At 70.7% G+C, this 21539-nt stretch carries 17 protein-coding genes; 7 read left to right on the top strand and 10 right to left on the bottom strand.

Translation table 11 applies throughout. The annotated features are described in order from the left end of the window. Positions 1-245 precede the first annotated feature (245 nt). The 3 genes from ABT147_RS38105 to ABT147_RS38095 all read left to right on the top strand — a co-directional run bounded on the left by ABT147_RS38105 (position 246) and on the right by ABT147_RS38095 (position 7102). Positions 246-3161: a glycoside hydrolase family 48 protein gene (locus tag ABT147_RS38105; RefSeq protein ID WP_351415083.1), complete on the top strand. Its 2916-nt coding sequence runs from the start codon at positions 246-248 to the stop codon at positions 3159-3161. 168 nt (positions 3162-3329) lie between these two features. Further along, the gene (locus tag ABT147_RS38100) at positions 3330-5999 is read left to right on the top strand and encodes a cellulose binding domain-containing protein (protein WP_351415081.1); all 2670 of its coding nucleotides are present in this window, start codon (positions 3330-3332) and stop codon (positions 5997-5999) included. A gap of 185 nt (positions 6000-6184) precedes the next feature. After that, positions 6185-7102 carry an endonuclease/exonuclease/phosphatase family protein gene (locus ABT147_RS38095; protein WP_351415078.1) on the top strand — a complete coding sequence of 306 codons (918 nt, stop codon included), beginning with the start codon at positions 6185-6187 and terminating at the stop codon, positions 7100-7102. 73 nt (positions 7103-7175) lie between these two features. Here the strand turns inward: ABT147_RS38095 and ABT147_RS38090 are convergent, their stop codons facing one another. Both ABT147_RS38090 and ABT147_RS38085 read right to left on the bottom strand, forming a co-directional pair. After that, positions 7176-9041, bottom strand: coding sequence for a rhamnogalacturonan lyase (locus ABT147_RS38090; RefSeq protein ID WP_351415076.1), 1866 nt, complete (start codon positions 9039-9041; stop codon positions 7176-7178). 41 nt (positions 9042-9082) lie between these two features. Next, on the bottom strand, positions 9083-10093 hold the full coding sequence (locus ABT147_RS38085; RefSeq protein WP_351415073.1) for a helix-turn-helix transcriptional regulator: 1011 nt from the start codon (positions 10091-10093) through the stop codon (positions 9083-9085). 39 nt (positions 10094-10132) lie between these two features. On the opposite strand from ABT147_RS38085, the gene ABT147_RS38080 reads away from it, so the two are divergent. Both ABT147_RS38080 and ABT147_RS38075 read left to right on the top strand, forming a co-directional pair. After that, positions 10133-10624 carry a hypothetical protein gene (locus ABT147_RS38080; protein ID WP_351415071.1) on the top strand — a complete coding sequence of 164 codons (492 nt, stop codon included), beginning with the start codon at positions 10133-10135 and terminating at the stop codon, positions 10622-10624. Continuing rightward, positions 10621-11112 (top strand): hypothetical protein, encoded by a 492-nt coding sequence (locus tag ABT147_RS38075; protein WP_351415068.1) that lies wholly within the window; start codon positions 10621-10623, stop codon positions 11110-11112. Before ABT147_RS38080 ends, ABT147_RS38075 begins: the two co-directional genes overlap by 4 nt. Here the strand turns inward: ABT147_RS38075 and ABT147_RS38070 are convergent. The 3 genes from ABT147_RS38070 to ABT147_RS38060 all read right to left on the bottom strand — a co-directional run bounded on the left by ABT147_RS38070 (position 11066) and on the right by ABT147_RS38060 (position 13328). Beyond that, the gene (locus tag ABT147_RS38070) at positions 11066-11824 is read right to left on the bottom strand and encodes a class I SAM-dependent methyltransferase (protein WP_351415066.1); all 759 of its coding nucleotides are present in this window, start codon (positions 11822-11824) and stop codon (positions 11066-11068) included. The two genes, ABT147_RS38075 and ABT147_RS38070, sit on opposite strands and share 47 nt — an antisense overlap. A 5-nt stretch (positions 11825-11829) precedes the next feature. Continuing rightward, the gene (locus tag ABT147_RS38065) at positions 11830-12135 is read right to left on the bottom strand and encodes a 4a-hydroxytetrahydrobiopterin dehydratase (protein ID WP_351415064.1); all 306 of its coding nucleotides are present in this window, start codon (positions 12133-12135) and stop codon (positions 11830-11832) included. Between the two features lie 125 nt (positions 12136-12260). After that, positions 12261-13328 carry an ADP-ribosylglycohydrolase family protein gene (locus tag ABT147_RS38060; protein ID WP_351415062.1) on the bottom strand — a complete coding sequence of 356 codons (1068 nt, stop codon included), beginning with the start codon at positions 13326-13328 and terminating at the stop codon, positions 12261-12263. A gap of 36 nt (positions 13329-13364) precedes the next feature. On the opposite strand from ABT147_RS38060, the gene ABT147_RS38055 reads away from it, so the two are divergent. Then, a complete protein-coding gene (locus ABT147_RS38055) occupies positions 13365-14210 on the top strand; it encodes a helix-turn-helix domain-containing protein (protein ID WP_351415060.1) in 846 nt (281 codons plus the stop codon). A gap of 7 nt (positions 14211-14217) precedes the next feature. On the opposite strand, the gene ABT147_RS38050 is transcribed toward ABT147_RS38055, so the two are convergent. Further along, positions 14218-14634, bottom strand: a complete 417-nt coding sequence (locus ABT147_RS38050) for a hypothetical protein (RefSeq protein WP_351415164.1) — start codon at positions 14632-14634, stop codon at positions 14218-14220. Positions 14635-14936: 302 nt separating this feature from the next. Between ABT147_RS38050 and ABT147_RS38045 the strand changes: the two genes are divergently transcribed. Next, positions 14937-15800, top strand: a complete 864-nt coding sequence (locus tag ABT147_RS38045; RefSeq protein WP_351415058.1) for a Sco1979 family transcriptional regulator — start codon at positions 14937-14939, stop codon at positions 15798-15800. A 156-nt stretch (positions 15801-15956) separates the two neighbouring features. On the opposite strand, the gene dnaK is transcribed toward ABT147_RS38045, so the two are convergent. The 4 genes from dnaK to ABT147_RS38025 form a co-directional block, all read right to left on the bottom strand. After that, positions 15957-17816 (bottom strand): molecular chaperone DnaK, encoded by a 1860-nt coding sequence (gene dnaK / locus ABT147_RS38040; protein ID WP_351415055.1) that lies wholly within the window; start codon positions 17814-17816, stop codon positions 15957-15959. A 93-nt stretch (positions 17817-17909) separates the two neighbouring features. Further along, a complete protein-coding gene (locus ABT147_RS38035) occupies positions 17910-18338 on the bottom strand; it encodes an OsmC family protein (protein ID WP_351415053.1) in 429 nt (142 codons plus the stop codon). A gap of 90 nt (positions 18339-18428) precedes the next feature. Further along, positions 18429-20267: a vWA domain-containing protein gene (locus ABT147_RS38030; RefSeq protein WP_351415051.1), complete on the bottom strand. Its 1839-nt coding sequence runs from the start codon at positions 20265-20267 to the stop codon at positions 18429-18431. After that, the gene (locus ABT147_RS38025) at positions 20264-21325 is read right to left on the bottom strand and encodes an ATP-binding protein (RefSeq protein WP_351415049.1); all 1062 of its coding nucleotides are present in this window, start codon (positions 21323-21325) and stop codon (positions 20264-20266) included. Before ABT147_RS38025 ends, ABT147_RS38030 begins: the two co-directional genes overlap by 4 nt. Between the last annotated feature and the right edge of the window lie 214 nt (positions 21326-21539).

Genomic DNA, 21539 nt, shown 5'->3' with positions numbered 1-21539 from the left:
GCGTCGACTGGTGGAACCGCTCCCACTGGTGCTGGTGAAGGTAGCGCCAAGTGACGGTAAAAGACAGAGGTGTTGCGTTATTGCGCTTCATGAATCTTTTCCCCCTGATCGAATCTTTTCGACTCTTCAAACGCCTTGACCGCTTGCGCCCCCCTCCTCAATATGGGAGCGCTCCCACTGGTTCAAGGCTTGTTGCTGCTGCTCCGCCCCCACCTTCGTAAGAGCCGCACGGAAGGAACCAGAGCATGCACCCCAGAAGGAGACGTCGTGCCACGCGACGCCTGTGGACCGCCGTGGTGGCGGCCCTCGTCCTCCCCTTGACGATGCTCGGCACGGGGTCGACTCCCGCCAGCGCGGCGGCGGTCGCCTGTAACGTCGACTACAAGACCAACGACTGGGGCTCGGGATTCACCGCCGAGCTCACGATCAGCAACCGGGGCACGGAGCCCATCAGCGGCTGGACCCTGACGTACGCCTACGCGGGCAACCAGACGCTCACGGGCGGCTGGAGCGGCACCTGGTCGCAGTCCGGCAAGGCGGTGACGGCACGCAACGCGTCCTGGAACGGCACGATCGCCGTCGGGGCCGCGGTGACCACCGGCGCCCAGTTCACGTACAGCGGCACGAACACCGCGCCGACCGCCTTCGCGATCAACGGCACCGCGTGCGTGGGCGCGCACCAGCCGCCGATCACGGTGCTGACCAGCCCGGCGCCGGGCGCGGTGTTCTCGCAGGGCACCGCGGTGCCGATGGCGGCCACCGCCGCGGCGGCGGACAACGCGACGGTCACGAAGGTCGAGTTCTACGACGACACCACGCTGCTGGGCACGGACACGACGTCGCCGTACACGTTCTCGGCCACCGGTCTGTCCGTGGGCAGCCATTCGCTGGTGGCCAAGGGGTACGACAGTCTGGGCGCGTCCGCGAGTTCCACGCCGGTCGGCATCACGGTCGCCTCGGGTCCCGCCGTGGTGGTCTCGCCGACCCAACTGGGCGTCCGCCAGGGCCAGTCGGGCACCTATGACGTGAAACTGTCGACACAGCCGTCCGGCAATGTGACGGTGACGACCGCGCGGGCGTCCGGCAGCACCGGGCTCTCCGTGACGGGCGGCGGGTCGCTGACCTTCACGTCGTCGGACTGGAACACCGCGCAGAAGGTGACCATCGGCGCGAACGCCTCCGGCACGGGTTCGGCGGTCTTCGAGTCGACGGCCACTGGGCACGCCAAGGCAGCGGTGACCGTGACCCAGCTGGCCGCGTCGAGCACGTACGACGAACGGTTCCTGGAGCTCTACGGCAAGATCACCAACCCGGCGAACGGCTACTTCTCCCCCGAGGGCATCCCGTACCACTCGGTGGAGACGCTGATCGTCGAGGCGCCGGACCACGGCCATGAGACCACCTCGGAGGCGTACAGCTACCTCCTGTGGCTGCAGGCCATGTACGGCAAGGTGACGGGCGACTGGTCCAAGTTCAACGGGGCCTGGGACATCATGGAGAAGTTCATGATCCCGACCAAGCCCGACCAGCCCACCAACTCCTTCTACAACGCCTCCAAGCCGGCGACGTACGCCCCGGAGCACGACACCCCGGGCGAGTACCCGGCGCAGCTCGACACCGGTGTCTCGGTCGGCCCGGACCCGATCGCCGCCGAGCTGAAGAGCGCGTACGGCACGGACGACGTCTACGGCATGCACTGGCTGCAGGACGTCGACAACGTCTACGGCTACGGCAACTCGCCCGGCAAGTGCGAGGCGGGGCCGGCCGACACCGGACCGTCGTACATCAACACCTTCCAGCGCGGGCCGCAGGAGTCGGTGTGGGAGACCATCCCGCAGCCCACCTGCGACCAGTTCAAGTACGGCGGCACGAACGGGTATCTGGACCTGTTCACCCGTGACGCGTCGTACGCCAAGCAGTGGAAGTTCACCAACGCCCCGGACGCCGACGCGCGCGCCGTGCAGGCCGCGTACTGGGCGGACATCTGGGCCAAGCAGCAGGGCAAGGGCGCCGATGTCTCCGCGACCATCGGCAAGGCCGCGAAGATGGGCGACTATCTGCGCTACGCGATGTACGACAAGTACTTCAAGAAGATCGGGAACTGTGTGGGGCCGACCACCTGCCCCGCGGGCACCGGCAAGGACTCCTCCCACTACCTGCTCAACTGGTACTACGCGTGGGGCGGTGCCACCGACACCAATGCCGGCTGGGCCTGGCGCATCGGCTCCAGCCACACGCACGGCGGCTACCAGAACCCGCTGGCCGCCCACGCCCTCGCCAACTACGCCCCGCTCAAGCCCAAGTCGACGACCGGGCAGGCGGACTGGGCCAAGTCCCTCGACCGGCAGATCGAGTTCTACCGCTGGCTGCAGTCCAACGAGGGCGGCATCGCGGGCGGCGCCACCAACAGCTGGGCGGGGCGGTACGCCACGCCTCCGGCCGGGACGCCGACCTTCTACGGCATGTTCTACGACGAGAAGCCGGTGTACCACGACCCGCCGTCCAACCAGTGGTTCGGCTTCCAGGCGTGGTCGATGGAACGGGTCGCGGAGTACTACCAGCAGACGGGGAACGCGGCGGCGAAGACGGTCCTCGACAAGTGGGTCGACTGGGCGCTCTCCAAGACGACGATCAATCCGGACGGTACCTACCGGATTCCGTCGACGCTTCAGTGGTCGGGTGCGCCGGACACATGGAGTGCGTCAAGTCCCGGTGCCAATGCGGGACTTCATGTCACCGTCGCCGACTACACGGACGACGTGGGGGTGGCCGCCGCGTACGCCAAGACGCTGACGTACTACGCCGACCGCTCCGGTGACGCCGACGCGGCCCGGGTTGCCAAGGCTCTGCTCGACGGGATGTGGGACCACCACCAGGACGGGCTCGGGGTCGCCGTTCCCGAGACGCGGGCCGACTACAACCGGTTCGACGACCGGGTGTATGTGCCGAGTGGGTGGACCGGGAAGATGCCGAACGGGGACACGATCAACTCGTCGTCCACGTTCGATTCGATCCGGTCGTTCTACGAGAACGATCCTGCCTGGTCGAAGATCGAGGCGTACTTGGCCGGTGGCGCCGCGCCGTCGTTCACGTATCACCGGTTCTGGGCTCAGGCGGACATCGCCTTGGCCATGGGTTCGTACGCGGAGTTGTTGGAGTAGCTCCGGGTCACAGGTCGTATGTCGGCTGCGGGTCGTCCGTGGCTGGTCGCGCCCACGCGGCGGCAGCCGCACATTGCACACGGCCCCGCGCCCCTCAAGACGGGCGCGGGGGCTGTGCGCGTATCGCTTCGCACCTTTCCCCCCACTCTTGAAGGAGAGGCCCCCACTGTGCGAAGAACCCGCATCCTCACCACCGTTCTGGCTCTCGCGGCCGGCCTTCTCGCCGGATCCCCACCCGCGTTGGCCACTGGCAAGGCCGACAAGGCGGTGTCCATCGCCGCCGACACCTATACGTGGAAGAACGCCCGGATCGACGGGGGCGGATTCGTTCCCGGGATCGTGTTCAACCGGAAGGAACGGAACCTCGCCTACGCCCGTACGGACATCGGTGGGGCCTATCGCTGGGTGGAGTCCTCGAAGACCTGGACGCCCCTGCTCGACTCGGTCGGGTGGGACAACTGGGGGCACACGGGGATCGTGAGTCTGGCCTCCGACTCGGTCGATCCGAACAAGGTGTACGTGGCGGCCGGGACGTACACGAACAGCTGGGACCCGGGGAACGGGGCGGTCCTGCGGTCGTCCGACCGGGGGGCCAGCTGGCAGAAGGCGAACCTGCCGTTCAAGCTGGGCGGGAACATGCCGGGCCGGGGCATGGGTGAGCGCCTCGCCGTGGACCCGAACCGGAACAGCGTGCTGTATCTGGGCGCGCCGAGCGGCAAGGGCCTGTGGCGGTCGACGGACTCGGGGGTCACCTGGTCGCAGGTGACGAACTTCCCGAACGTCGGCAACTACGTGGCCGATCCGACCGACACGAGCGGGTACTCCAGCGACAACCAGGGCATCGTCTGGGTCACCTTCGACGAGTCGACGGGCACCGCCGGGAACGCCACACGGACGATCTACGTCGGGGTCGCCGACAAGGACAACGCGGTGTACCGGTCGACCGACGCGGGCGCGACCTGGTCGCGGGTGGCCGGGCAGCCGACCGGACATCTGGCCCACAAGGGCGTCCTCGACACGGCGAACGGCCATCTGTATCTCTCCTACAGCGACAAGGGCGGGCCGTACGACGGCGGCAAGGGCCAGCTGTGGCGGTACGCGACCGCGACCGGTACATGGACGAACATCAGTCCGGTGGCGGAGGCCGACACGTACTACGGGTTCAGCGGGCTGACGGTCGACCGGCAGGACCCGGGCACGGTCATGGCGACGGCGTACAGCTCCTGGTGGCCGGACACACAGATCTTCCGGTCGACGGACAGCGGCGCGAGCTGGACGAAGGCGTGGGACTACACGTCGTATCCGAACCGCTCGAACCGCTACACGATGGATGTGTCGTCGTCCCCGTGGCTGACCTGGGGCGCGAACCCCTCGCCTCCGGAGCAGACGCCCAAACTCGGCTGGATGACCGAGGCGTTGGAGATCGACCCGTTCAACTCCAACCGGATGATGTACGGGACGGGCGCGACGATCTACGGCACGGAGAACCTGGGGAACTGGGACAGCGGCGGCCAGTTCGCCATCAGACCGATGGTGCGGGGCCTGGAGGAGACGGCCGTCAACGACCTGGCCTCACCCCCGTCCGGTGCCCCGCTGCTCAGCGCGCTCGGTGACATCGGCGGCTTCCGGCACACGGATCTGACGAAGGTCCCGTCGATGATGTTCACCCAGCCGAACTTCACGACGACGACCAGCCTGGACTACGCGGAGTCCAACCCCAACACGGTGGTACGCGTGGGCAATCTGGACTCCGGTCCGCACATCGCGTTCTCCACGGACAACGGCGCCAACTGGTTCGCCGGCACCGACCCGTCGGGGGTGAGCGGCGGCGGTACGGTCGCGGCGGCCTCGGACGGCAGCCGGTTCGTGTGGAGTCCGGCGGGCACGGGCGTGCGGTACGCGACGGGCTTCGGCAACGCGTGGTCGGAGTCGAGCGGCATCCCGGCCGACGCGATCGTGGAGTCCGACCGGGTGGACCCTAGGACCTTCTACGGCTTCAAGTCCGGCAAGTTCTACGTCAGTTCGGACGGCGGGGCGACCTTCACCGCGTCGAACGCGACCGGGCTGCCGAGCGGGGACAGCGTGCGCTTCAAGGCGCTGCCCGGGGTGAAGGGCGATGTGTGGCTGGCGGGCGGAGCGACGGACGGGGCGTACGGTCTGTGGCACTCGACGGACAGTGGCGCCACCTGGACCAAGCTCTCGGGCGTCGAGCAGGCCGACACCATCGGCTTCGGCAAGGCGGCGACGGGAGCCTCGTACCAGACCCTCTACACCAGCGCCGAGATCGGCGGCGTACGCGGCATCTTTCGCTCGACCGACAAGGGCGCGACCTGGACCCGGATCAACGACGACGCCCACCAGTGGGGTTGGACGGGTGCGGCGATCACGGGCGACCCGAGGGTGTACGGGCGGGTCTACGTCGCGACGAATGGACGGGGAGTCATCTACGGCGACTCCTCCGACTCCGGTGGCGGCGGGGGCGGCGGTACGGATCCGGATCCCGAGCCCGGGCCGACGGGGGCCTGCGCGGTGACGTACAAGGTCACCAACGAGTGGTCGGGCGGCTTCCAGGCGGACGTACGGCTCGCCAACACGGGCACGAGCGCCTGGACGGGCTGGTCCCTCGGCTGGACCTTCCCGAACGGCCAGAGCATCTCGCAGGTCTGGAACGCCGCCCACACGCAGTCGGGGTCGGCGGTCACGGCCAGGAACATCAGCTGGAACGGCGGTGTGGCGGCCGGTTCGTCGGTGAGTTTCGGCTTCACCGGCAGCTGGTCGGGGACGAACGGAAAGCCGACCGTGTTCAAACTCGGTGACCAGTCCTGCACGGTGACCTGACACCCGAGCAGGACCAGGTGAGGGCGCGCGCCTGGGTCGGGCGCGCGCCCTCTTCGAACCCTGTGCACCCCGCCCTGTCGCACCCCGTACACCTCGCTCTATCGACATGTTCATGACGGGCACAGAGGGGCATCCCAGAGTGTGTACGCACGGCTCGCCCGGAGACCTTCACAGAAGGAGCCCCTGTGCCGAACCACAGCCGCGTCACGCGCCGACTGGGCCTCAAGACCGCCCTCGCCGCGGCGGTACTGTTGCCGTTGTCCCGCACCACCGGACTGACCAGCGCACCGGCCGCCTCGGCGGCGGAAGAGGAGGCCGCCGTGCCCCCGCTCTCCACCATGTCGTTCAACCTGCGCTACGCGAGCACCGTCCAGCCCAACAGCTGGGCCGTGCGCAGACCGGTGATGCGGGCCCTGCTGCGGCAGGAGGCACCCCATGTCATCGGCACCCAGGAAGGCCTCCACCAGCAACTGCTCGACATCGAGACCGACCTCGGGCCGCACTACCGCTGGATCGGCACCGGACGCGCGGGCGGCAACCGGGACGAGTTCATGGCGGTCTTCTACGACACCCGCCGTCTCGCGGCCGTCGAGTACCGGCACTTCTGGCTCTCCGACACCCCGGAGGTGCCCGGCTCGAACACCTGGGGCGGCGGCTCCATCCGGATGGTCACCTGGGTCCGGTTCCGCGATCTGCTGGACGGCGACCGGCAGTTCTACGTCCTCAACACCCACCTCGACAACGCCAGCCAGTACGCCCGTGAGCGGGCCGCGACCCTGATCGCCCAGCGCATCACCGGGCTCGACCGGTCGCTCCCCCTGATCGTCACCGGTGACTTCAATGTCGCCGCCCACCGGAACAGGGTCTACGACACGATGCTGGGCGCCGGGCTCGTCGACACCTGGGACACGGCGGCCGAGCGCGGCGACCTCTACGCGACGTTCCACGGCTACCGCCCGCTGACCCCGGGCGGCGACCGCATCGACTGGATCCTCACCACACCGGGAGTCACGGCGCACCGGGCGTCCATCAACACCTTCGCGTCGAACGGGCAGTTCCCCAGCGACCATCTGCCCGTACAGGCGTCGCTGACGCTGGGCTGACGGCCCCACAGCGGCCGCACGGCGGACGCACGGCGGAGTCCGTGGGCGGGCCCGGCCCGCCCACGGGCCGCTACTACGGGGTGTACACCGTCGGCCGGGGCGCCGTCGGCATGTTGTTCCCGATGAAGAAGCTGGTGTGCGGCGGCTGGTTGTAGGCCGTGTTCTGCCAGGCCAGACCCGTGCGGTACATCGGGTCGTGGAGCAGGGTCGTGATCTTCGTGCTCGTCTCGACCGGCGTCGAGTAGATCCGCAGGGCCGTGTTGCCGCTGGTGCGCCAGACGACCTCCTCGCGCCAGTCGCCGAGGATGTCGCCGGAGAGCGCGGGCGTGGCCTTGGTGCCGTTGTTGGACGACACCCCGGAACCGGTCAGCAGCCGGGTCTCGGCGGAGGTGCCGTACTTGTCTATCCGGGTGCCGTCGAGGAGTTCGCGGACCGGGTCGCCGTCCCACCAGGAGAGGAAGTTGACGGAGGAGGGCTCGCGGCCCTTCGTCGCGCCGGCCTCGTCCCGGATGGAGCTGTCGGAGGCGGACCACATCTCGGGCCCGTCGTTGCCCGCGTGGATGTCACCGGCCACGCCCCGGCCGTTGTCGCAGCAGGCGGCGAGTTGCCAGCGGACCGCGCCGTTGGCGGGGTTGATGTACAGCTCGGCGGGCTGGGAGGTGGACTCGGAGACCTTGAAGTACTCCAGGCCGGCCGTGGACGCGTCGAGGTCGCCCAGGTGCTGGGCGTCGCCGTGGCCCGTCCTGGTGGTCCACAGGGCGCCGCCGTTGTCGTCCACGGCCATCGCGCCGTACACGATCTCGTCCTTGCCGTCGTTGTCCACGTCACCGACGGAGAGGCTGTGCGAGCCCTGCCCGTCGTAGCCCCGGCCGGAGTTGGTGGAGGAGCTGGTGTCGAAGGTCCAGCGGCGGGTGAAGGAGCCGTTGCGCCAGTCCCAGGCGGCGATCACGCTCCGGGTGTAGTAGCCGCGCGCCATGACGAGCGAGGGCCGGGCACCGTCCAGATACGCCGTCCCGGCGAGGAAGCGGTCCACACGGTTGCCGTACGAGTCGCCCCAGGACGACACCGTGCCGCGGGCCGGGACATAGTCCACGGTCTGCATCGCCCTGCCGGTCTGGCCGTTGAACATGGTCAGGTACTCGGGCCCGGACAGGATGTAGCCGCTGGAGTTGCGGTGGTCGGCGGACGAGCTGCCGATGACCGTGCCCACCCCGTCGACCGTGCCGTCCGCCGTCTTGGCGGCGATCTCGGCCTTCCCGTCGCCGTCGTAGTCGTACACCTGGAACTGTGTGTAGTGCGCGCCCGAGCGGATGTTGCGGCCCAGGTCGATGCGCCACAGCCGGGTGCCGTCGAGTTTGACGCCGTCGATGATCGTGTTGCCGGTGTAGCCGGACTGGGAGTTGTCCTTGGCGTTGGTCGGCTGCCACTTCAGCACGAACTCCAGGGCGCCGTCGCCGTCGAGGTCGCCGACGGAGGCGTCGTTGGCCTCGTAGGTGTACGCGACGCCGTCCGGTGTGGTGCCGCCGGCGGGCGGGCTGATCGGTACGTCCTTGTAGCCGGTGCGGAGTTGGACCGCGTGCACCGAGTCGCCCTGCTCCACACCGCCCACGATCGCGCGGACCGTGTAGTCGGCCTGGGCGGGGGCGCCGGAGTGGAAGTAGTTCGTCGAGCCGGTGATCGGGGACGGGTTGACCTTCGTACCGGCCCGGTAGACGTTGAACGACACGTCGTTCGGGTCGGTGCCGAGCCAGCGCCAGCTGACCAGATTGCCGCTGTCGACGTGCACGCTGACCACGCCGCGGTCGAGGCGCTCGACCTGGCGGGCGGTGGCGGCCTCGGCGGGCGTGCCGGTGAACGTGGTGAGTCCGGCGGCGACCAGGGCCGCTGTCACCAGCGAGCGCAGGGCTCGGCGTCTGTGGTGCCTGTGCGGGTGCAGCACGTGACGAACCTCCAGAAAGGACGGGCGGGTTCCGCTCTCTCTCAGTCGCCACCGTTCCCGGCCACGTTGCCGTATCTTTCGGCCAGTTCGGCCACGGTCCGCGCCATTCTTCCGCGCAGCCCGGCCGGTTCCAGCACCTCGATGTCCGCGCCCAGCCGCAGGAACTCGCCGTGCGCGTGCTCGACGGACTCGATGGGCACCCTGACCGTGGTCCACCCGTCGTCCCCGGTGCCTCCCGGGCCTCCCGGGCCTCCCGTGCCTCCCGCGCTCCCTTCGACCGGCACGGCCCTGGAAAGGGTCACGCCCGGCGCCAGCCGGACCAGTGCCTCGCCCCGGTGCAGCCGGGCGTGGAAGTCCCGCTGGTACGCGGTCCAGTACGCGACCAGGTCGAAGTCGTCGGGGCGGGTGAACTCCTCGTCGGTGCCGTCGGTGCCGTCGGGTTCGAGGATGTGGAGGATCTGGTCGACGCGGTAGGTGCGCGGTCCCGGGCCGGCGACGACGTACCAGCGGCCCGCCTTCAGGACCAGGCCGTACGGTTCGAGGCGGCGGCGCACATCGGTCGGCTCGGCCCAGCGGCGGTAGAGGACGTGCAGGACCCGCCCGTTCCAGACCGCGTCGGCGACGGCGGGCAGGAACGGGGTGTCGTCGGCCTCCGCGTACCAGGCGGGCGCGTCCAGATGGAAGCGGCCGGCGACCCGGTCGGCGTGGGCCCGCAGCTCGGCGGGCAGGGCCGCGCGGACCTTCAGCCGGGCGGCGGCCAGCACCGCGCCGAGGCCCAGTTCGGCGGCGGGCCCGGGGGCGCCGGCGAGGAAGAGGGCCTCGGCCTCGTCCCTCGTCAGCCCGGTGAGCCGGGTGCGGTAGCCGTCGAGGAGGCGGTAGCCCCCGGCGTGGCCCGCGTCGCCGTACAGCGGGACGCCGGCCGCGCCCAGCGCCTCCACGTCCCGGTAGACCGTGCGGACGGAGACCTCCAGCTCGACGGCGAGCTGGGCGGCGGTCATCCGGCCCCGGGTCTGGAGCAGCAGCAGGATCGACACGAGTCGGCTCGACTTCACTGACACATGGTGTCAGTGAAGCGGTCGTAGCGTCCCGCCATGCCCTTCACCGAGAAACTGCTGACCGTGCCACCGCCCGTCGAGGTGGCCGGCCGGCGCGTCAAGCGCTACCACGTCACCGCCGACCCGGCCGGTATCGCGCCCGAAGTCGCGGAGGCGGCGTACGCGATCCTCCCGAAGCTGCTGCCCGAGCCGGACGGGACGACCCCGCCCGCGACCTTCGTCGTGCTGCACCGGGGCGGTGACAGCGGGGCCTACCTCAACGTGTACAGCTGGGTGTGGGACAACGTCCTCCACTTCGCCGGCGCGGCGGCGGGACAGCCGGTGCTCGGCTGCCCGGACGACGACCCCACCCAGTTCGTCCCGACCGACCGGCCGTGGATCGGCTGCGTCTGGGAACTGCCCCCGATCCAGCACGAACGCGACGCCTGGGTACGGCACATCCTCTCCCCCGAGCCACCCGAACTCCCGGATCTCGACGCCTACTTGGCCGACTCCCTGCCCGCCGGAACCACCGGGGGACGCCGATGAGCGGCCCGCACGACTTCGACTTCTTCCACGGCGAGTGGGAGGTCCACCACCGCCGCCGTACCGACTTCCTCGACCCGGCCAGCGGCTGGGAGGAGTTCCCGGCCACCAGCCGGTGCTTCCCGTTGTTCGACGGGGCCGCGAACATCGACGAGATCGACATGCCGCACCTCGGCTCGAAGGGGCTGACGCTGCGGCTGTTCGACACCGAGGCGCGGACCTGGTCGCTGAACTGGTCCTCCAGCCGCGGCGGCAAGCTGTTCCCGCCCGTGATCGGCCGATTCGCGGGCGGCCGGGGCGAGTTCTACGGCGACGACACGCACGACGGCAAGGACGTGCGCGTGCGGTTCGTGTGGTCGGACATGTCCGCGCGCTCGGCCCGCTGGGAGCAGGCGTTCTCGCTCGACGACGGGGCGAACTGGCTGACCAACTGGGTCATGGAGTTCACCCGACCGCAGGGGCGACCGGCTTCCGGAACGCCCGCAGGGTGAACGTCGGCTCCGGGCGGTCCCGGTCCTGGTCGGGCAGGGCGGCCAGCCGGACGGCGAAGTGCTCGACGAGCGGGTCGCCGGGCGGGATGGTCATGAACCATCCGCGCCGCAGGTCGGTGAGCGCGCGCCGGGGGCTGCGCCCCTGCCCCCGGCCCGCGAAGGTCGCCCGGCCGGCCGGTTCGAGGCCGTGCTCGGCGGCGCGGCTCTCGATGTCGCCCGTGGCGTCGGTGGCCGGGCGCCTGGGGCGCGGGGCGAGGACGGCGTCGATGTCGCTGCCCACATTGTGGGCGGCGGCCTTGTCGACGGTGGTGACGTAGACGCCGCCGGGGCGGAGCACCCGGGCGCACTCGCCGACCACGGCCCGTACGTCCTCGGGGCCGCCCAGGAGATGCAGCAGCCACACACTGGTCACGGCGTCGAACTCCCCGTCGCGGAAGGGGAGTCGGCGGCCGTCGCCGATCACGACGGAGCCGGGCAGCCGGGCGGCGGCCCGGCTCGCCATCGCGTGGGTGAGGTCGACGCCCGTGACTCTCATCCCGTCCCGCGCGGCGGCGAACCGCCGGGTGACGATCCCGGTGCCGCAGGCGATGTCGAGCAGCCGGCGGGCGCCCTCGGGGACGAGGCCCAGGACGGCGCGGGCGGCGGCCTCGGCGCGGGGCTCGCCGCCGCGCAGGGCGTCGTAGTCGCCGGCCTCCTTGTCGTAGTCCAGCACCCGCCTCAGCTCGCCCCGTGGCCGGGCGCGAGCGCCTCCACCCTGTGGGCCAGCTCGAAGTCCTTCTCGGTGACGGCGCCGCCCGCGCTGTGCGTGCTGATGGTCAGCGACACCGTGTCGTAGCCGAGGGTGAGGTCGGAGTGGTGGCCCAGTTCCTCCTGCGTCTGGGCGATGTGCACGACCAGCGCGGTCGCCGCGAAGTGCGAGCCCAGCCGGTAGGAGCGGGCGATCCGGCCTCCGTCCAGCGACCAGCCGGGCAGCTCCGCCAGCCGGTCCTCGATCTCCTTCTGCGACAGGGGTTCGACGGGCATGGCGCACTCCTTCCGAAGCGTCCCCTCCGTGATGTGCGGTCCCTCTCAGCGTGCCACAGCCGGGCCGCCGAGTCCCTGGTCAGGCACCTCTCGGAGCGCGAGCGTCAGTTCCGTACGGGGGCCGGTCAGATCCGTACGCACTCCGCCGCGAAGTCGTCCGCGAGGACGGTGATCGCGGCGCGGCCCTCCGTCGCCGCCACCCAGTCCTGGGGCAGGCCGTGGTCGCCGTAGTGGGCGCCGAGCAGGTTGCCGCACACGGAGCCGGTGGAGTCGCTGTCGCCGGAGTGGTTGACGGACAGAAGGAGGGCTTCGGTGACGCTGTGGGTGGCGAGGGCGCAGTAGAGGCCCATGGCGAGGGCCTCCTCGGCGACCCAGCCGGCGCCGAGGGACTCGACCTTCTCGGCGGACGGGGCGCCCTCTGCGGCCAGGTCGAGGGCGCGGGTGAGGGCGGTGGTGGTCTCCTCGTGGCCGGGGTGGCGGGCCAGCAGCCGCAGGGCGCGGAGGACGGCGCCCTCCAGGGACTCGTCGGCCACCAGGTACGCGACGATCGCGGCGAGGGCGCCGGCGGCGTAGAAGCCGGTGGGGTGGCCGTGGGTCATCCGGGCCGACAGCGCGGCCCGCTCGAACGCGGTCTCGGCCGGGACCCGGGCCAGCCCGAAGGGGGCCGAGCGCATGACCGTGCCGCAGCCCTTGGAGTCGGGGTTGATGGGGCCGGGCAGCCCCGGCGGGAGGGCCGGTTCGGGCCGGTACGGCATTTCGAGGCCGGAGAGGCAGGCGTTGCCGGGGGCGCGGCGGGCGTACAGCCAGGGCTGGGCGGCGAGGCCGGTGACGGCGCGGGGGTCGGGGCCGGACTGCCGCTGGGTGTCGAGCCAGCGGCCATAGGCGCCCCGGACCAGCTCGGACCAGACACCGTCGACGCCCTTGAGCCGCTCGTGCTCATGGGCCTGGTGGAGTCCCTCGACGGTGAAGAGGCTCATCTGCGTGTCGTCGCTGACCCTCCCGACGATCCCGTCGCCGTCCGGTACGAGCCCGGTGACGCCGCGCTCGCCGTACGTGGCGCGGATCCGCTGGAGCGAGGAGAACTCGACCGGGTAGCCGAGCGCGTCCCCGACCGCGCCGCCCAGCAGGCACCCTCGTACCCGCGCCCGGTAGACGGCCGTCGCCTCCCAGGACGGGTTCCACGGGTTGTACACGAGCCACTCCTCGATCGCCTCGGCTACGTTCTTCGTATGACCATTGTCCCGACCGGTTCCGCCGCCCCGCCCGCCGCCCCTTCCGGCCGGGGCGTGGGCCCGCTGCTGCGGGCCTGGCGGGAGCGACGTCGGGTCAGTCAGCTGGAGTTGGCGCTGCGGGCCGATTCCTCGGCGCGGCACATCAGCTTCGTCGAGACGGGCCGCTCCCGCCCGAGCGAGGAGATGGTGCTGCGGCTCGCCGAGCGACTGGACGTACCGGTACGGGAGCGCAACGCGCTGCTCCTCGCGGCCGGTTACGCGCCGCGCTACCCGGAGACCCCGCTCGACGATCCGTCGATGGCGGCCCTGCGGGAGGGTGTGGAGCGGCTGATCCAGGGCTACGAGCCGTATCCGGCGCTGGTGATGAACGCGACGTACGACGTGATGGCCGCCAACCGGGGCATCGTCATGCTGCTGGACGGTGTCCCCGAGTCGCTGCTCGTGCCGCCGCTCAACGCGATGCGGCTGACCCTCCACCCGGAGGGCCTGGCGCCGCGCATCCGGAACCTGCGCGCCTGGCGCGGGCATCTGCTGGAGCAGATGCAACGCCAGGTCGCGCTGTGCCGCTCGGAGCCGCTGCGCGCGCTGTACGAGGAGGTGGCGGGGTATCCGCTGCCGCCGGGCACGCCGGACGAGGAGCCCGGCGGGGAACCGGGCGGGGAGGCGAGCGCCTACTTCGCGCTGCCGATGCGGATCGAGCACGAGGGGCGGGTGCTGTCCTTCATCTCCTCGGTCTCCACGTTCAACACCCCCATGGACGTGACCGTGGCCGAGCTGGCGATCGAGACGTTCCTCCCGGCCGACCCGGCGACGGTCAAGTACCTCCACTCACTGGTGTCCTGACGGTCCCTCAGTCGTCGCTCGCGCGCAGGGCGGCGTACTGCGCCGCCGCGAACCCGGCCACGGTCAGCGCCTGCAGCAGGGTCCACACCGCGCCCGCCGTGGTCGGCGTCAGCCACAGCACCAGGGCGAGCAGGCTGAGGACGGTCCAGGCGAGGTTGGCCTCGATCACGGCCCGTACGGGCAGCGCCGGCGGACGCTCGCGCGAGGCCAGCAGGGCGACGCCCGCCGCGTACACCGCGAGGAAGCCGCCGAGGGCGAGGAGCAGTCCGGAGCCGACGCCGAGGAACCGGCCGAGGGGCCCGGCCGCGGCGAGATAGGCGAGCCCGTTCGCCCCGGTCACCACGGCGTCCACGGCCAGGAAGCGGCGCAGCATGGTCCGGGGGTCGGTGGTCCGGGCGAGCACGGCGAGCGGGGTCGTGGACAGGGGCAGGGACATGGCGAATCACTCTCCGTCGAGGGGAAGCGCGGGAAACCCGGGCGCCGGGAAGTCGGCCGGACGGCCTCGGTGACCTCACCCTGCCGCGCCGGGCGTACGGCGGTCGATTACCTCCGAGGTCATGGCAACCCGTACCCTGTGCGGTTGTCGTGACGGCCGTCCGCCGGAGTCGACGCGTCGGTCCGTCCGGGCAACCGGAATCCGGGGCATCTCGTTCCGGCCGATCCTGTGAGATGTCCACCGGAACATGACAGACTGTTGGTATATCTCGGCGCGTGGGGAGGCGTGGCGTGAGTGAGCGGCGGCCCGCGCCCACCGTGGGCCAGGTGGTGCTCGGAAGACGGCTCCAGGAGCTGCGGGAGTCCGCCGGATTCAAGCGCGAGGAGGCGGCCCGCGTCCTCCGGGTCGCCCCGGCGACCGTACGGCGCATGGAGACGGCCGACGTCGCGCTCAAGATCCCGTACGTCCAGGTCCTGCTGACGACCTACGGCGTCGCCGACGACGACGCGGCCGCTTTCGTGAAGCTGGCCGAGGAGGCGAACAAGCCCGGCTGGTGGCAGCGGTACCACGATGTGCTGCCCGACTGGTTCAGCGTCTACGTCAGCCTGGAGGGCGCGGCGCATCTGATCCGGCAGTACGAGCCGCACTTCGTGCCGGGGATGCTGCAGACCGAGGAGTACGCGCGGGCCGTGATGGAGGCCGGGACCGTCGGCCGGACCGGTCCCGAGACGATCGAACGCCATGTGTCGCTGCGGATGGCCCGGCAGAAGCTCCTCACCCACGAGGAGCCGCCGCACCTGTGGGTGATCATGGACGAGACGGCCCTCGCGCGTCCGGTGAGCATCCGCTCCCGGGTGATGCGCGACCAGATCGACCGGCTGCTGGAGATCACCGAGAAGGACCATGTGATCCTCCAGGTCTGCGAGTTCGCCAGCGGGCCCCACCCGGGCACCTACGCCCCCTTCTCCCTCTTCCGCTTCGCCGAACCGGAACTGCCCGACATGGTCTACACCGAGTACCTCACGGGCGCCCTGTACCTCGACTCGCGCACCGAGGTCGCCCTCCACCTCGAAGTCCTCGACCACATGGCCGCGCACGCGGCCTCCGCCGAGGCGACGAGGGACATCCTCCAGCGGTACCGCGACAAGTACTGAGCCGCCGGAAAGCGAGGACCGCCCGCCTTGCTGAGCCGCCGGGAAGCGCGGGCCGCCCAGCTTCCTCGGACGCGCACACCCCACCCTCCGCCGCGACGGTGATCAGCCCCCGCGGCGCGTATCGGCGGTGCCGGACTCACCGTCGCCCGCGAGGGCCTACGCCGCTCCCCCCTTCGGCCCCTTCTCCTCGTCCACGATCTCCGCGTCGACCACGCCGTCCTCGTCGGCGGGGCCGGGCGGCGGCTCGTCGGCCGGTGTCGCGGAGGCCGCCGCCGCGTACATGGCCTGACCCATGCGCTGGCTGACGGTCGCCAGATGTTCGGTGGCGCTCCGGAGGGCGGCGGTGTCCTCGGGGGTCTCCAGGAGGCGTTTCAGGTCGGCGACGGCGGACTCGACCTCGGCGCGGCTGTCGGCGGGGACGCGCTCGGTGTTGTCGCGGAGGAACTTCTCGGTCTGGTACACGAGTTGCTCGGCGTGGTTGCGGGTCTCGGCGGCCTCGCGGCGCCGGCGGTCGTCGTCGGCGTACTGCTCGGCCTCCCGCATCATGCGGTCGATGTCGTCCTTGGGGAGGGCGGAGCCGCCGGTCACCGTCATCTTCTGTTCACGGCCGGTCGCCAGGTCCTTCGCCGACACATGCATGATGCCGTTGGCGTCGATGTCGAAGGCCACCTCGATCTGCGGCACCCCGCGCGGCGACGGAGGCAGCCCGGTGAGGTCGAAGACGCCGAGCTTCTTGTTGTACGCGGCGATCTCCCGCTCGCCCTGGTAGACCTGGATGCCGACCGAGGGCTGGTTGTCGGCGGCGGTGGTGAAGATCTCCGAACGCCGGGTCGGGATGGTCGTGTTGCGCTCGATGAGCTTCGTCATGATGCCGCCCTTGGTCTCGATGCCCAGGGACAGCGGGGTGACGTCGAGCAGCAGGACGTCCTTCACGTCGCCCCGGATGACGCCCGCCTGGAGCGCGGCGCCCACGGCCACCACCTCGTCCGGGTTCACGCCCTTGTGCGGGTCCTTGCCGGTGAGGTCCCTCACCAGATCGGTCACGGCGGGCATCCGCGTCGAGCCGCCGACCAGGATGACCCGGTCGATCGCGGCGAGTTTCACCCCCGCGTCCTTGACGGCCTGATGGAACGGCGTCTTGCAGCGGTCGAGCAGGTCGGCGGTCAGCTCCTGGAACTGAGCGCGCGTCAGTTTCTCCTCCAGGTGCAGCGGACCCTCGGCGGAGGCGGTGATGTACGGCAGGTTGATGGAGGTCTCGGAGGAGCTGGACAGCTCGATCTTGGCCTTCTCGGCGCCCTCGCGCAGCCGTTGCAGCGCCATCTTGTCGTTGCCGAGGTTGACGCCGTACTGCCCCTGGAACCGCTGGACGAGGTACTCGACGATCCGCTGGTCCCAGTCGTCGCCCCCGAGGCGGGTGTCGCCGTTGGTGGCCTTGACCTCGATGACCCCGTCGCCGATCTCCAGGAGGGAGACGTCGAAGGTGCCGCCGCCGAGGTCGAAGACGAGCACGGTCTGCTCCTCGCCCCGGTCCAGACCGTAGGCGAGGGCCGCGGCCGTGGGCTCGTTGATGATCCGCAGGACCTTCAGGCCCGCGATCTCCCCGGCCTCCTTGGTCGCCTGCCGCTGGGCGTCGTCGAAGTACGCCGGCACGGTGATGACGGCGTCGGTGACGTCCTCCCCGAGATACGACTCGGCGTCCCGCTTCAGCTTCTGCAGGACGCGCGCGGACAGTTCCTGCGCCCGGTAGCGGGTACCGTCCACGGCACCCTGCTCGGGAAAACGCCAACTCGCGTCGCCCATATGCCGTTTGACGGAGCGCGCGGTGCGCTCCACGTTCGTCACGGCCTGCCGCTTGGCGACCTCGCCGACCAGGACCTCGCCGTTCTTCGCGAACGCCACCACCGACGGTGTGGTCCGCTGCCCCTCCGCGTTGGCGACGACGGTGGGATCACCGCCCTCCAACACCGCCACCACCGAATTCGTCGTACCGAGATCGACCCCGACCGCACGCCCCATCGCCGTCCCCTTCCCGCAAGGTTCCGCCAGATGTCACCGACACCAGCACAAAACTTGAGTGGGTTCTTGTCAATGGGGCGTGCGGGCGGTCGGTCAGGCCAGCTTGGCGGAGAGGGTGATCGGCACGGCCTTGAGCGCCTGGCTGACGGGGCAGTTCACCTTGGCGTCCTCGGCGGCGGCCACGAAGGCCTCCTCGTCGAGGCCGGGCACGGTGCCCTCCACGGTGATGTGGATGCCCGTGATGCCCTCACCCGGCTGGAAGGTCACGTCGGCGGAGGTGAGCAGCTTGGTGGGCGGGTTCCCGGCACCGGCGAGGGCGTGGGAGAAGGCCATGGAGAAGCAGCTGGAGTGAGCGGCCGCGATCAGCTCCTCGGGGCTGGTCTTGCCGTTCGCGTCCTGGGCGCGGGAGGCCCACGTCACGGGCTGCTCGGCGATGGCACCGGAGGAGTCGAAGGTGACGACACCGTTGCCCTCGAGCAGGTTGCCTTCCCAGACGGTGTGTGCGGAGCGCGTGGTAGCCACGGTCATTCCTTTCGCATGTGGTTCCCGGTCGCCGTTTCCCGGTTCCGGGTTGCCTGCCCCCATCCGATCACACTCCGGGCGGTCCGAGCCTCATCGAACCCTGAACACCGGCCCCTGTGCGGTGAACGGCAGACGAGCGCCCTGTGGAATCAGATAGGCGTGCTCACGCCGCACCCGCAGCACGTCGCACCAGCCGTCCGTGATGACCAGGACGGGCGCGCCCGGCGGGAAGTCGCCGGCCCGGTGCAGCAGGTCGATGCCCGGCTGCAACTCCGTGCCGCCGCGCCCGTGGACACGGACGCGCCCGGCGATCTCGGTGACCGGGAGGAAGCCCGCGTCGTGCGGGGCGGCGTCGCAGAACACGACCCGGGCGGCCGGTACGTCACGCGCGTCGGCGTACGAGGCGATCGCGCCCAGCGCCTTGCCGAGCAGTGTGCGGTCCATGGAGGCGGAGGTGTCCAGGACGACGCCGAAGGTGCAGCGGGCGATCTCCTCGGGCGGGAAGTACCGTCCGGCGCGCGGGATGTCGGGGGTCGCCGCCTGCCGGCGCGAGGGGCGCGCGTACGTCCGTACGGCCTGCGGGCTGGGCACGAACTCGTCGAACCAGCGCGCGAGTCGGGCGTCCCAGGGCAGGGGCGGATGGCTGAGGGCGCGGATCTCCTCGACCAGACCGGCGGGCAGGAGGCCGCGCTCCTGCCGCTCGTGCAGGTCGAACCCCCGGGCGAGGCCCCTGCGGTAGAACTCGTCGAGGTCCACGTAGTCGCGGGGCGGGCCGAGGGGGCCGCCGAGGATGTCGCCGGTGCCCTTGCCGCGCAGGGTGGACAGCCGGCGCATACGGCGCAGGTCGCCGGCGATCCGGTCGTAGACCTCCTCCGCCGACAGCCCGGCCAGTGCGGGGTCGTACAGGAGTCCCTCGGGCATGGTGCCCACCTGCATCTCGCGCAGCCAGTCGTTGATGACGTAGTCGGCGGCGATGTTGAACAGATACGGGTCGCGGGTGCCGCGGCGGTCGCCGTGGCGCAGGGCGGCGTGCAGCATCTCGTGCGCGAGGACGAACCGCCACTCCTCGTCGTCGAACTGCCGGAGCGGGTTGATGTAGATCTCGCCGGCCTCCGCGTCGACGGCGGCGATGGAGATGCCGTGGGCGCGGGCGAGTTCGGCGTCGGCGACGATCCGGATGCCGGCCGCGATACCGCCGAGCAGCGGGTAGGAGGAGATGAACCAGCTCAGCGCCTTCTCCCAGGGCCGTTTACGGGTCGGCTCGTCGTCGAGGGACTCGCGGCGGCCGCCGGCCATGTCCATCGCGGCGGACATGGTGCTGGTGAGGGCGTGTGCGAAGGCGAGCTGCCAGTCCGTGGGCTGCCGCTGCCACTTGGGCCAGGTCAGGAGGTACTGGTCGGGCTCGTCACCGGCCGTGCCGCAGCGCTCGTACGCCGTCGGGAGCCCGTCGCGGCGCCAGTGGGCGGCGAGCCGCTCCTCGTCACCGTCCGGATAGCGGGTGGGCAGCTCCTCGGGTGTCAGACCGACGGGGAACGTGAGCAGGAAGCGGTTGACGGCCACACAGCGGGCGGCGAGGTCGAACCGGTCGGGCTGTTCGCGCACGCCCTGCGCCGCCGGGACGTGCCCGAAGCCGAGGTGGAGGGCGGCGTGGGCGATGGCCCAGGCCCAGGCGTCGGGTGCGGCGAGCCGGTCGGGGTGCGCGTGCACCACGCCGTCGGAGTCGACGCGGACGAGGCCGGCGCGCGGTGCGAGTTCGCACTTCTCCTCGCGGCACGTACGGAAACCGACGGCGCGCAGCGCGGAGTTGCTCCGCACCGTCGCCAGCCCCGCCTCGAACGCCTCGCCCGCGAGGTCCCGTCGTGTCTTCTGGGTCTTCTGCGTCTTCTGGGTCCTTCGCTTGCCCTTCCCCTGGCCGCCGGTCGCGCTCATCGGCGTGCTTCCACCAGCCGGGGCATGTCCCGGGCCGCCTCGACGAGGAACCAGGCGGGCAGGACGGGGTTGCCGTCGGTGTCGGAGGCGATGACGGTCTGGGCGACCTCGACGGAGATCTCGGCGAGCTGCACCAGCAGGGACTTGGCGCGGTACGCGGTCTGCCGCCCGTTCGCCGACATGTGCTGCTTGCTCACGGGCAGGTCCTTGATCAGCCGGCCGCGGAAGGAGTCGGCGAGGTAGTAGAGCAGGTCGCGGTCCTCCAGACGGTTGGGCCAGCCGGCCTCGCCCTTGAGGATCGCCTCGATGCCGAACCGGCTGCGCACGATCTTGACGTAGCCGCAGAAGGCGACCGCGTGCGCGGGCGTCAGCGTGCCGTGCGCGAGGACCTTCAGGGTCTCCTCGTCGAGGTCGCGGCCGAAGGAGTGCAGCGCGTCGGAGAGCATGTGCCAGGAGCGGGGCGTGGAGAACGGCTCCTCGGTCTTCGGCGGCCTGGACCACAGATGGTCCGGGCGGTCGGTGAGGTGGTCCAGGATCCAGGGGTGGATGCCGCTGCCCGCCGCCCACACCAGCCAGTCCTTGGCCGACGCCTGGAGGTGGACGTGGGTGAGCCGGTTGACCAGGGCGGAGGCGATGGGACGGGCGAGCGCGTTGTCGGTGGCGCGGTTGCCCGCGCCGATGACGATCGACCCCTTCGGCAGTTCGTAGTTGCCGATACGGCGGTCCAGGATCAGCGAGTAGAAGGCCTTCTGCACATCGGGGGTGGCCGCGTTCAGCTCGTCCAGGAACAGACAGTACGGCTCGTCGCGGGCGATCGCCTCCGGCGGGCAGAACACCGAGCGGCCGTCCCGGATCTGGGGCACGCCCATCAGGTCCTCCGGCGCGAGCTGGGTGCCGAGGAGGCTCACGCACTCCAGGCCCAGGGACTCGGCGAAGTCCCGCACGAGGGAGGACTTGCCGATGCCGGGGGCGCCCCAGACGAAGACGGGGCGCACGGTGGCGAGGCCGAGCAGCAACTCGGGGATACGGGAGGGCGTGACGGTCACTGCTGCCTGCAAGGCGTGGGCTCCTGGGGATTTGTCCTTGGGACGGTTCGAACAGTGTGGGTGACCTGTTCGCGGGAGCGCAGCCGATTATTTGTCGGCCGGGTGCCTAGTGTCCTGCGCCAGTAGTTGATCGTTAGTTGGTGTGTGACTTCTACTGCTGGTGCGTCAGTTCCTCGTCGGGGCCCGAAACTGGTGCCGTTGCTGCTGTCCGATGACGAGCGGGCGG

This window comes from Streptomyces sp. NPDC001868 (assembly GCF_040297125.1).
Classification (GTDB): domain Bacteria; phylum Actinomycetota; class Actinomycetes; order Streptomycetales; family Streptomycetaceae; genus Streptomyces.
This window is presented reverse-complemented; position numbering and strand designations above follow the sequence as displayed.